Annotated in this window: 10 protein-coding genes; 5 read left to right on the top strand and 5 right to left on the bottom strand. The window is 61.3% G+C overall.

All coding sequences use genetic code 11. The features are described 5' to 3' along the window. On the top strand, positions 1-778 hold a 778-nt coding region (locus IH971_01545), incomplete at its 5' end, for a T9SS type A sorting domain-containing protein (GenBank protein MCH7496519.1). 403 nt (positions 779-1,181) lie between these two features. On the opposite strand, the gene IH971_01540 is transcribed toward IH971_01545, so the two are convergent. The 3 genes from IH971_01540 to IH971_01530 all read right to left on the bottom strand — a co-directional run bounded on the left by IH971_01540 (position 1,182) and on the right by IH971_01530 (position 3,662). Next, positions 1,182-1,976, bottom strand: a complete 795-nt coding sequence (locus IH971_01540) for an alpha/beta fold hydrolase (protein ID MCH7496518.1) — start codon at positions 1,974-1,976, stop codon at positions 1,182-1,184. 69 nt (positions 1,977-2,045) lie between these two features. Beyond that, positions 2,046-2,969, bottom strand: a complete 924-nt coding sequence (locus tag IH971_01535; protein ID MCH7496517.1) for a DUF72 domain-containing protein — start codon at positions 2,967-2,969, stop codon at positions 2,046-2,048. A gap of 279 nt (positions 2,970-3,248) precedes the next feature. Next, positions 3,249-3,662 carry a hypothetical protein gene (locus tag IH971_01530; protein MCH7496516.1) on the bottom strand — a complete coding sequence of 138 codons (414 nt, stop codon included), beginning with the start codon at positions 3,660-3,662 and terminating at the stop codon, positions 3,249-3,251. Positions 3,663-3,942: 280 nt separating this feature from the next. Here IH971_01530 and IH971_01525 point away from each other — a divergent pair, with 280 nt between their 5' ends. Genes IH971_01525 through IH971_01510 form a run of 4 tightly spaced genes read left to right on the top strand, consistent with a single transcriptional unit; the run spans position 3,943 to position 9,879 of the window. Further along, positions 3,943-5,766 carry a long-chain fatty acid--CoA ligase gene (locus IH971_01525; GenBank protein ID MCH7496515.1) on the top strand — a complete coding sequence of 608 codons (1,824 nt, stop codon included), beginning with the start codon at positions 3,943-3,945 and terminating at the stop codon, positions 5,764-5,766. Next, positions 5,763-6,785: a phosphoribosylformylglycinamidine cyclo-ligase gene (locus IH971_01520; GenBank protein MCH7496514.1), complete on the top strand. Its 1,023-nt coding sequence runs from the start codon at positions 5,763-5,765 to the stop codon at positions 6,783-6,785. The genes IH971_01525 and IH971_01520 overlap by 4 nt, the downstream gene beginning before the upstream one ends. Before the next feature lie 24 nt (positions 6,786-6,809). Next, positions 6,810-7,790 (top strand): NAD(P)-dependent glycerol-3-phosphate dehydrogenase, encoded by a 981-nt coding sequence (locus IH971_01515; GenBank protein ID MCH7496513.1) that lies wholly within the window; start codon positions 6,810-6,812, stop codon positions 7,788-7,790. Then, positions 7,774-9,879: a T9SS type A sorting domain-containing protein gene (locus tag IH971_01510; protein ID MCH7496512.1), complete on the top strand. Its 2,106-nt coding sequence runs from the start codon at positions 7,774-7,776 to the stop codon at positions 9,877-9,879. The genes IH971_01515 and IH971_01510 overlap by 17 nt, the downstream gene beginning before the upstream one ends. Positions 9,880-9,983: 104 nt before the next feature. On the opposite strand, the gene IH971_01505 is transcribed toward IH971_01510, so the two are convergent. Together IH971_01505 and IH971_01500 are read right to left on the bottom strand one after the other, a co-directional pair. After that, a complete protein-coding gene (locus IH971_01505; GenBank protein MCH7496511.1) occupies positions 9,984-10,613 on the bottom strand; it encodes a hypothetical protein in 630 nt (209 codons plus the stop codon). Between the two features lie 135 nt (positions 10,614-10,748). Further along, positions 10,749-11,411 carry a DUF998 domain-containing protein gene (locus IH971_01500; GenBank protein ID MCH7496510.1) on the bottom strand — a complete coding sequence of 221 codons (663 nt, stop codon included), beginning with the start codon at positions 11,409-11,411 and terminating at the stop codon, positions 10,749-10,751. Positions 11,412-11,475: the final 64 nt, after the last annotated feature.

The following is an 11,475-nucleotide window of genomic DNA, read 5'->3' as shown; positions in this document are numbered from 1 at the left end:
CGGCATCCAGCAGTGGGTGGCCCGCTACGATGGCCCGGGAAATGCCTCTGACGTGGCCACCGCCCTGGCCCTGGACGCTGCCGGGAACGTCTACGTCACGGGAATCAGTGAGGGTTCCGGCACCTCTGTTGACTACGCCACGGTAAAATACAATACGGCCGGCATCCAGCAGTGGGTGGCCCGCTACGACGGCCCGGGAAACTCCGATGACGGGGCCGCCGCCCTGGCCCTAGACGCTGCCGGGAACGTCTACGTCACGGGACCCAGTGTGGGTGTCGGCACCTCGGATAACTACGCCACCGTGAAATACGATACAGCTGGGGTCCAGCAGTGGGTGGCCCGCTACGAAGGCCCGGAAAATTCCTCTGACGTGGCCGCCGCCCTGGCCCTGGACGCTGCCGGGAACGTCTACGTCACGGGAAGCAGCCAACGCGGAGGGTCCAGCGTATATACGACGATCATGTACGTTCAGACGCCCCCCGTTTCAGTCGCCCCTGAGCCAGGTGGCCCGCCGAGGAGCTATCGCTTGGCCCAGAACTACCCCAACCCATTCAACCCGGTGACCACCCTGCGCTTCGACCTGCCTCAGGCCGGCCAGATGACCCTGGTCATCTACGACCTGCTGGGCCAGGAAGTCCGCCGCTGGGATATTTTGTTTCAATCAGCCGGATACCACCAGGTCATTTGGGATGCATCAAGTGTGGCGTCAGGCGTCTATCTCTACCGCCTAGAGGCGGGTGATTTCGTGCAAACGAGGAAGATGCTGCTCCTGAGGTAGGGAGAGGAGCGTAAGTCGCTTGCCGTGCACTAAACCAGCGCCCCGCGTATGATGAGCCCGACGAGCCACGGAAACGAATCACCCTAGACCCCCCACTGCGTCAATCCTCACCATTCCTTGACCACCGGCCCTGCCTTACCTTCCACACCTGCTCTTTGACAACCTTCCTGCGCCCCGCCAACGGCCGAGGCCCGCTCTCCGCCACCGGCCTGGAGGGGCCATCTTAGGGTCGCGTTGGGGTCATCTTGGGGCCATGTTGGGGCCACCCTTCCCGTCGGTGACCGTGGCCCCGGCACCGGGGGGAGGGGGTCACCCTGAGCTTGCCTTGCCCCGCCGCGCCACCAGCTCCCGCCAGCTCATCCTCACCAGGTAGACCCAGACAGGCAGTGGCCGGGAGCACCGGCTACAGGCTCTCCAGGAAGCTCAGCAGGTGCTCGTTGAACACGGCGGCGTTCTCCAGGTTGCTCAGGTGGGCCGCAGCGGGTATGACCTGCAGGGTCGCATGGGGGAGAGCGGCCACCAGCGCCTCGGCGTCCGCGGGTGGCGTGAGGGTGTCGTGCTCGCCCACCAGGACGAGTGTTTTGAGCGCCATGTGGGGCAGGGCAGCGGTGGTGTCGGTGCGGGCGGCCAGGGCCAGCAGTGTGCCGCTGATGCCCCGGGTTTCGTTGCCCGTGATCATGCCCTTGATCCTCTGCACGAGGTCGGGCTGATGTTCCATCGTCGCGGGCGTCAGAACGGCCTTGGTAAAGCCCTCCGCGAAAGCGGCCACGCCGTGGCTCCTGACGGACAGCATGCCGGCGGCACGACTGACCTTGGCGGCGTCGTTGTCGGCGGTGCTTTTGGTGTCGGCGAGGACCAGAGCGTTGAAGCGGTCTGGGTGGCGCTCCACGGCGCGCAGGGCGACGTAGCCGCCCATGGACAGGCCGCAGACCACGGTCTGCTCAATGGCCAGGTAATCGAGCAGGGCCAGCAGGTCGTCCACGAAGAACTCGATGGTGTATTGTCCGGACCCCACGTCGCTCTCGCCGTGCCCGCGAACATCATAGGTGACGGCGCGGTAGCGGGGCGGCAGCGCCGCCAGCTGTGGGGCCCACATGTGGCGGTTGAACGGGAAGCCGTGGATGAAGACGACGGGCGACCCGCCGTCGTCGCCCTGGATATCATAGCCCAGTGTGTGGCCGTTGAGTTCAGTTTGCACCTATGCTCCTTTCAGTTTGCAGCGCCCGGTGCCCCGTGGTGAGTCCCGGTTTTCACGGGGTTGCAGGCCTTACAGGACAGCATCCAGCACCTGCTCAATGGTGAGGGGCGCGCTGCCCTCGAGTCGATTGTTCACGAATACATAGCCGGGGAAATTAGTCTGCATGGCCCGGTTCAGGTGGTCGATGAGTGCCGACCTGAGCTCGTTCAGGGGCCGCTGCAGCCGCTCGTAGGGCGAAAATAGACTTACGGCATCCTCATAGGCCATTTGCGGCGGCGTGAGTAAGCGCATGACAAAATAGGGTGCGGAAAAGGAGTCCTCGTGGGCCAGCTGCTCGGGCAGAGACGGCATCCAGCTCCAGGAATTGTGCACGTGGGCGATGCCGTGCGTGCGCAGCACCCCGAAGTAGTCGCTGTTGAACAGCTGCCGGTTGCGCACCTCCACGGCATAGTGGGGCCCCACGGGCAGCGCGGCCAGGAAATCGTCCAGACGCTGGAGAAAAGTATCGTCCGCAAGGATTTGCCGGGGCAGCGTCCCGAACTGGAACATGATGGGGCCGAGCTTGTCCCCCAAAGGGAGCACGCGATCCAGGAACCGGGCAACGAACAATTTTGCGTTCAGGAAATCGGCATTGAGCTGCCCCTTGCGGCTGCCGTAGCGGGCGTGTCGCGGATAGGTGTAAACGGTGATCTCCTCGGTGACCTTCAGCCCGAAGCGAAAGCCAGCGGGAGTCTGGGCGGCCAGCTCAGCGATCAGCTGCTCGTCCGGAAAGCGATAGAAGGTGGCATCGACGCCCACCGCAGGAAAATGGAGGGCATACTCACGCAGACAGCCCCGCTGAAAGGCTTTGCGGCTGGGATAGTGCTGGTGGTAGACCAGCCCCTGCCAGCCGGGGTACTTCCAGGACGAAGTGCCCAGGTAAATGCCCGACCGCAGGGCCAGCTGGGTCGCCCGGTCAGTGATGCCTGCCTGCACGATCTCCGCGGGCAGCACTCAAGCCTTGAAGCAGCGGGTGGCCACAGCAGGCAAGCTCAGGGGAAGCGGGTCATGGCGGCACCCATGACCTTGATGAGCAGGGGCGCGAAGAACCCGCCAGCGGGTCCCGTTGGAAGCAGCAGCCGGTGCGGGAACTGCGGTTGATTCGTCCTCCTGGTCATCATCCTCTTCGTCCGGAAAACGCTTTCGTTCCCGCTCTCTGTCTCTCGTTTCCATGCCTTAGCTCCTCATTTCATGTCGGTGGTCCAGGAATTCTCTCGCTCCAGTCGCGCCGTATCAGCTGCCGGTGATGACGCGATTGGGCGTCGTGACCAGCACTTCGTGCGGGCCGTCCATGCGGTACCCGTTGTCGGCCAGGGCATCGGGGAGCAGATGCCACCACAGTACGCTCACTTTTGCGCCCGAGTACCAGTGATAGATGAGCTCGAACTTCAGGTCCAAAACACGGCCGGGGGCGATGGTCAGATCAGTGCACCTAGCGGGATGTTCGCACGGCTTCCAGCGGGCATAGGGGGCTGCCTGGTGTTCAAAGGCCGCCACGTAAACGGTACGGTTGGAATTGTTAAAGATGGCGAGCTTGGATGGTCGCAGCTCCACAATTGTCGGGCTGATCGGAGGCCGCAGCACGCTCAACCCAACCAGGAGGGCAAGCACACCAACTATCACGGGATAGTACAGTTTCTTATTCAAGAAAGTTCGTGATGCTGGACGGTCCCGGGTTGATGACTGTTGGCCCCTGGACGGCACGTCGGCAATTTAGCGGGGCTGGGTCGCGCCCACAAGCAAAGGCATGCTGCTCAGTGATGGGGGCCGTGTTCCAGGGGGCCGTCAGCCTCAGGCCTGCGGAACCGGTGGAGAGTACCGTGCGCCAGCGTCGATAAACGGGGGAGCCCATGCTATTGGTTGTGGTATATCAAATTATCGAGGTCTAAATTTTGTTCCTGGCCCAACCCATCAGCAGGAGCTCAACATGGCCTTCGAAACCATCACCGAGATGTTTCTCCAAACCACGACTGAATACGCAGACAGCTACCTCTATTTCGCGCGCCGTAGCGGTCACTGGGAAGGGCTGCGGGGCAAGGACATTCGGGCCACCGTAGAAGACCTGGCCTACGGGCTGGTATCCATGGGCGTGGGCAAGGGCGTAAAGGCAGCGATTCTTTCCAGCAACAGCCCGCGCTGGGCCATGGCTGACTACGGCATCTTGTGCACGGGTGCGGCCACGGTCACCATCTATCCGACCCTGATTCCCGCGCAGGTGGCCTACATCCTAAAACATAGTGAATCCCAAGTCGTTTTTGCGCAGGATGAGGAGCAGGCGGAGAAGGTGTTCTCTCAATGGGACGCATTGCCCGATCTGAAAGCGATGATCGTAATGAATGGCGCTCAAGTGTCAGGCCTGGGGGGCCAGAAAGAAGGCCGCCAGGTGATGTCATACATCGAGCTGCTGGATGCGGGGCACGACGAAAATCAGGAACGGGATTTCGAGGCGCTCTGCAGGATCGCCCAACCTGACGATCTGCTCACCCTCATCTATACGTCGGGCACCACCGCCGAGCCCAAGGGGGTGATGCTGAGCCACCACAATCTGGTCACCAATATCCACGCTGCCTCCGAGTGCATCAAGCTTTATGATTACGACTCGCTGCTTTCCTTCCTGCCGCTGAGTCATTCCTTCGAGCGGATGGCGGGCCATTTTCTGGCCTTCAGCAGGGGCGCCAGCACCTACTACGCCCAGAGCATCGAAGCGGTGGCGGAGAATATGCGGGAGGTCAAGCCCACTATTTTGCTGGCCGTACCGCGCTTCTATGAGAAAGTGTACAATCGCGTGATCGAAAGCGTCAGCGCATCCCCCGCGCTGCGTCAGAAAATATTCTGGTGGGCGCTGGGCCAAGGCAAGGCGATGCTGGCGTTCACCATGGCCGACAAACGGCCCGGCTGGTGGCTGAAGATGAAGCACCGTCTGGCCAGCAAACTCGTATTCTCCAAACTGAAGGATCGCGTGGGGGGCCGAATCCGGTTTTTTGTCTCGGGCGCAGCACCACTTTCAGCCGACATCGCCGAATTCTTTGCCGCCCTGGACATGGTGATCCTGGAGGGCTACGGACTGACGGAAACCAGCCCGGCATTGAGCATCAACACGCTGGAGAAATTCAAGTTCGGCAAGGTGGGGGCCGCAATCCCCGGTGTTGAGCTGAAGATCAGTGCCGACGGCGAAATCCTCACCAGAGGAGCCAACATTATGCAGGGGTATTTCAAGGACTCCGCAGCCACGGCAGAGGCCATCGACGCTGACGGCTGGTTCCATACCGGTGATATTGGCGAGCTCGACGAGGACGGTTTTCTGAAAATCACCGACCGGAAGAAGAGTATGCTGGTGACTTCAGCCGGCAAGAACGTGGCCCCGGCGCCGCTGGAAAACGCCCTGGTGCTCAGTCCCTACATCGAGCAGGTTTATATCATCGGGGACAAGCGCAACTTTGTTTCCGCGCTGCTGGTGCCCAATTTCGAGAAGCTCGAGACGTTTGCCGATGAGGCTGGGCTGCCAGACCGTTCGCGGAGCGCGCTGATCGCCGACGCCCAAGTGAACGCGCTGGTGGAGCAGGAGGTAGAAGCCGCCATGGAGCCGTTCTCGCGCTATGAGCGCGTGCGCAAGTTCACCCTGTTGCCGCGGGAATTTACCATCGAAGAAGACGAACTCACGCCGACGCTGAAAGTCAAGCGCAGGGTGGTCTCGAAGCATTTTGAGGCGGAGATCGAGACCCTTTACGAAGGGGCCAACCCTCCGGCTTGAGTCAGTCAGCGCCAGAGAGCCGGCCCCGCCGCAGCTACAAGGGAGCCGGGGTGGACATCCAAGCGGGAGCCGCCGCCGTAGCGCGCATCAAGAGGCATGCCGGCCGGACGCACGGTCCGCAGGTACTCGCCGGCCTGGGGGGCTTTGGCGGGCTGTTCGAATTCCCCGCGGCCGACTATGATCATCCCGTCCTGGTGGCCAGCACCGACGGTGTGGGCACCAAGCTGAAGCTGGCCTTCCTGACGGGGCGCCACGACACCATCGGCCAGGACCTGGTCAACCACTGTGTCAACGACATCCTGACCACCGGCGCCGTGCCCCTTTTCTTCCTGGACTACTTCGCAACCGGCCGTCTGGATGGCGCCCAGTTTGAGACGGTGGTGCAAGGCATGGCCCAGGCCTGCGAGGAAAATGGCTGCGCCCTGCTGGGCGGGGAGACGGCGGAGATGCCCGGGTTCTACCAGGATGGGGAGTACGACGTTTCCGGGACCATCGTTGGCGTGGTGGAAAAGGGGCAGCTGCTCACAGACCGTCGCATAGAGGGGGGCAGTGTCCTGGTGGGACTGCACTCCACGGGGCTGCACACCAACGGGTATTCGTTGGCCCGGCAGGTCCTGCTGGAGGCGTGGTCCGTCAACACCTACGTGCCTGACCTGGGTGGCGAGGTGGGGGAGGTCCTGCTGGCTGTGCACCGCTCCTATCTGGGTATCGTGCGACCGCTCCTGAAACACGGTTGGCTGCGGGGAATAGGCCACATTACCGGCGGCGGCATCGAGGGGAACCTGCGCCGCCTGCTGCCCGGGGGGCTGGAGCTGCACATCGATTGGTCCGCCTGGGAATGGCCGGCGGTATTTCAGGTGATTCAGTCAACGGGGAGGGTGGCGACGCTCGACATGCGCGCCACCTTTAACCTGGGCATGGGCTGCGTGCTGATTGCCGCCCCGGATGGACTTGCTGCTCTCGAAGGCTACCTCAATAAGCACGCGGAGCCCTACACCATTATCGGCTCCATAGACTGACTGGTGGCGACGACTTTTTCCGTCATGGGGGCCGGCACCTGGGGGACGGTGATGGCGGCCCATCTGCATCAGGCGGGCCACGGCGTGGTGCTGTGGCACTACCGCGCCGAGTTTGCGCACGATCTATCGGCGACCCGCCGCCATCCGCACCTTGAAGAGTTTGAGCTGCCCCGGGGCATCCCGGTCACCTCCAACCTGGAAAAAGCGCTCTCAAAATGCGATATCGCCGTCGTGGCCATTCCCTCACAGAAAGTACGGGCAGTACTGGGGAGCCATCCGGCGCTGTTTCGCGGCCGGCGGGTCGCCAATCTCACCAAGGGCATTGAAGTGGGCACTCTGCAGCGCATGTCGGAAGTGATCGCTAGTGAGACGGGCCTGTCTCCTGATCGGATCGCCTCGATCTATGGGCCCAGCCACGCCGAGGAGGTCATGCGGCAGGCGCCCACCACCCTGGTAGCTGCGAGCACCAATCTAGACTATGCCCGGGAGCTGCAGAAGGTGTTCAGCACGCGCTATCTGCGGGTCTATGCCAACCGGGACATCATCGGCGTGGAATTGGGTGGCAGCGTCAAGAATGTCATTGCCATTGCCGCCGGGATCAGCACGGGTCTGGGATTTGGGGATAACACGCTGGCGGCGCTCACAACCAGGGGGCTGGCGGAAATCACGCGCCTGGGACTGGCCATGGGCGCGGACGCGGCCACCTTCGCCGGCCTGAGTGGCGTCGGCGATCTGGCGGTAACGGTGTATAGCCGGCACAGCCGCAACCGCCAACTGGGGCTGGAGATGGGCCGCGGGGGCAACTATCAGGAGATCCTGGCGGAAATGGGCATGGTGGCGGAAGGGGTGGGAACGGCCAGATCGGTCATGGGCCTGGCCGAAAAATACGGCGTCAGCCTGCCTATCTGCCAGGAAGTCTACCAGATTCTGTTCGAGGGGAAGGACCCCCGCAGCGCCATCTCCGCCCTGATGAGCAGGGACTTGCGGGATGAGACCTTGGATTGAGCTGCTCCCCGCCCTGGTGGCGGCGCTGAGCCCCCTTAGGGGGCAGTTACCGGAACCGGTATGCGGACATCCCGCCCTGTCCCGGCTCGACCCCGCTGCCGCAGTCACCATCCCCAAGGGTGTGAGCCCTGCCGACAATCCCACCTTCCTTATCAGGGAGCACGCCGCGGGACAAAGCCTCATTCGGGTGGAATTCTACCTGCTGCACAGCGATGCGGCCTTTGAGATCTACGGGGAAGTGGCGGAAGTGGACAGCGGCCGGGTCGATTCAAGCGCCGTTGCGCAGCTGGTGGTCACTTTTCGGGATCGGACCCTGCCGGGGTCGGTCAACCCGGAGCTGGGAATTCAGGCGCTCGCGGAAGATGTATTCGGCGCGCCCCCCGACATTGACCATAACGGCAAGGTCTATATTCTGCTCATTGACGTCCGCGACGATTTTGACCCCGATTCTTCCGACACGTTCCTGGCGGGCTATTTCGATCCCCTGGACCAACGGCAACAGGGCAACCTGGCCGACATCATCTACCTCGATTCCAACCCCGGCCTGCTCACCGGGTCGGATATCAGCCAAGCGCTGACGACCCTGGCCCACGAATACCAGCATCTGATCCACTACGGTCGCGACAGCGGTGAGGCGTTGTGGGTGAACGAGGGGCTGAGCGAACTAGCGCCCACCCTGATGGGTCTCCCGCACAGGGATTTCAGTCTGTATCTGGCCAACACCAACGTGCGGCTGGACAGTTTCGACGGTGCAGTCGCCGACTATGCCCGCTGCGGACTGTTCTTCACGTATGCCTGGGTCCAGCTGGGGACGCAGTTTGTCCGGGACCTCATCGCCACGACGCAGACCGGTGTGGCCGGTGTTGGTCAAGTGCTCAGCGCCCACCAGCAGCCGGGCATGGACACCTTTGTCGCGAACTGGCACCGGGCCAACTTCCTCCAGGGCGACGGGGTGGATGGGTACGGCGGGCAGTTTGCCCTACCCCAACCGGCCATGCATGATGTCGTCACCCGCTTCCCACAGAACGGTTTCCAGCGCGACGTGCTGAGGCTGGGTGCCTTTTGGGTGCTGATCACGGGCGGGGAGAACCTGTTCCTGCTGGCCACCCGTAGCGCCATCGACCCGGCTGTGACACTCATCAACGGCACCGAGGGTGTGATCCTGCTGGCGCCGCAGCTGTTCACGACGGGCTACCATGACCCCGCCTTCGGTACAAACTATACAGACCTGCTGGTGCTGGCAACGGCCTCCAGCGCCGTGGAGTCCAGCGTATCTTACACGCTGTTTATCGATGCGGAGGGCGGGTTCGAGGAGGTGAGCCTGTCCTACGATGGCAATACACCCGCAGACGAAATGCGCTTTATCCAGCTGGGTGATGGGGCCCAGGCCGGGGAGGCCGCGACTGAGTTCTTCTTAACTGAGGGGCTGGTCCAGCTGGCTGCGGTGGAGTTTATCACGGGTGGGAGCGACGCGGTGACGCTCACGATTTATGGGGCGGTTTTGAGCGCCGCATCCGCTGCCTACGAGGCCGTGATTCCGGCCCCGCTCGGCAGGGCCTGGACCACCCATCGTTTGCCGCCAAGAATCGGCTCCGGCCGTGGCTTCCGCGGGCGGGTCTATGTGGGGCTGCGCAGCGCAGACAACGCCCTGGGCTACAACGAACACCTGGCGACATCCCACAGTTATTATCAGCCACCTGGCATGACCCGCTTTGCACCCCTCACCGAGTCCGAAGTCGATGGCGAGTTCCTGACGGGCAACTGGTCCATTCGTCTGAGCTACCTGGTGCCCGATACCAGCAGCGGGGAGCTGGTCATCCCGCTCATCGTGGGCAACTTCTATCCCAACCCCGTCGCGGGTTCCCGGGTGACGCAGCTCGACGTGACCCCCGGACGGGAGGTGGAACTGGTGCTGTACAACCTATTGGGCCAGGAGATACGCCGGATCACCCGTCACGGCGAGAGCTTCGCTCCGTTGTTCTGGGACGGCCGAATGGGAAATGGCGCGGCGGCCCCCAGCGGCATCTACCTGGGCCGGGTGGCAGCCGGATCCCAGGGATTCACGAGGAAGATCGTGCTGGTGCGCTAGCGAGCAGACGTTTTAGCGCGGGGCGTTCGTGGTGCCTCGCCGCCTACCGCCCTAGTTGAGGCGCGGCGACCTCGTCGCAGTTGGCCATCCCCTCAAACTCCTTGTTATGCATCGCTCGCGGGGAGCCAAACTTCAACCGTTCCCGGCTTCGCCTTTAGGAACGACACCCTCTTCACTTTAGCATCAGGCCAACCAACCGCCATCATCAATTTGGCAACTTCCGTCGCTTCCTCTTTATCCACGTCGTTAAAGTAACGCACCTCTGGTTCCTGGGGTGCTGTCTTTAATAGCTGTACTCCTGGAACGATAAATTTCAAGCGGGAGACCAGCGAGTCACTCAGGATTTCTGCTTTCTCACGGTCCTCCTCCTGTGCGATATGTATGAATACGTACACAGGCACTTCAGCGAGGATTCGCTTCGCCTCGTTGCTCCCATCGTCTTTCGCTGCGGTAGCTAAGGCAGGGCGACCCGCCGGATCGTTGTTCGCTAAGACGAGCTTCCGCACCAGGGACTCGTAGCCTAAGGCGACGAAGGCATTGTACGCAAAAGATCGATCTTGCGCGTTATCGGATTGGAGCATCGATCGCCATTCGTTTAGCACTTTCAATTGGGTTAGTTGAATCTCCTGAGTTCGGTATACGAACGTGGCAAACGTGCCCAATCCCGTTACGCCAAGGCCGATGATAAGGGGAGTCAGCGTGGCAAGGATCTCCCACCAGCGTTTCGGCTGCATTGGCGAATTTCCCTCATCTGGATTTATACTCATGGGTCGGGCTGGTACGCGGAATCAAGCACATGACGGTTGAGATCAGCGGCGGCCGGGGGCTGTCCGCTGGAATGAGGGGTTAGGTTTTGTTCACTGTCAAACTTAATGTTCAGCCACATCCTTCCAGATCACCTCGCCCTTGGTTAGCCAGGAAATGCCAAATACCATCACAGCGATGGCTTCCAACCAAAATACGGGTTGGTATGCTGCAAGGGGCGACTCCGGCCCATCGAGAATAAGGAAGTAAATTGCAATGAGCAGGATGCAAAGGCTCATTATGTACCCGCAAACCCTGTAGACCATATTCCTCTGCAGTTTTCTCGGTGAAGGCGTTTTTTCCGGGTCTGTTTTCGTAAACAGGACTAGCGAGAAATAGACGAGGCATATTAAGAACAGCGCAGCGAAGGCAAAGTGAATGTTTCCAATGAAGGTTGCAGCGCCCTCAGCGGGATTGTCCAGGGTCGTCGGAAATAGTGCCAGGCCAACGGCAGATACGCTAGCTATATTGGCAACCAGGTCGTCAATAGGTAGGTACCCCTTGTAGGAGAGCAGAAAAAAGCCAATGGCGAAGAGTGTGCCCACAAAAACATCGCCCATGCCGGTGTGGTAATAGCTGCTCACGGAACTTTGCAGGCCGGTTTGAAAAAAGATGACTGCACCCAAAAAAAGCACGACGGGAAACGAAATCGCCAGAATCCCGATGATTTTTCTGAGAGTTAAGTAAGAAAAGATCAAGGCATTTGCGGTTTTCGATCGCTCAATCATGTGTAACTCCTGTTACTTGAGCCCGTAGCGGGTCAAGTTAGAATTTTAACGACTACGCGTTTGA

The sequence above is a fragment of the Candidatus Neomarinimicrobiota bacterium genome (assembly GCA_022560655.1).
GTDB lineage: Bacteria > Fidelibacterota > Marinisomatia > SCGC-AAA003-L08 > TS1B11 > JADFSS01.
This window is presented reverse-complemented; position numbering and strand designations above follow the sequence as displayed.

Excerpts from the sequence above, each read along its gene's own strand:
- IH971_01525 (MCH7496515.1), top strand. The coding sequence starts at position 3,943 with ATGGCCTTCGAAACCATCACCGAGATGTTTCTCCAAACCACGACTGAA.
- IH971_01515 (MCH7496513.1), top strand. The coding sequence starts at position 6,810 with ATGGGGGCCGGCACCTGGGGGACGGTGATGGCGGCCCATCTGCATCAG.
- IH971_01510 (MCH7496512.1), top strand. The coding sequence starts at position 7,774 with ATGAGACCTTGGATTGAGCTGCTCCCCGCCCTGGTGGCGGCGCTGAGC.
- IH971_01505 (MCH7496511.1), bottom strand. The coding sequence starts at position 10,613 with ATGCAGCCGAAACGCTGGTGGGAGATCCTTGCCACGCTGACTCCCCTT.
- IH971_01500 (MCH7496510.1), bottom strand. The coding sequence starts at position 11,411 with ATGATTGAGCGATCGAAAACCGCAAATGCCTTGATCTTTTCTTACTTA.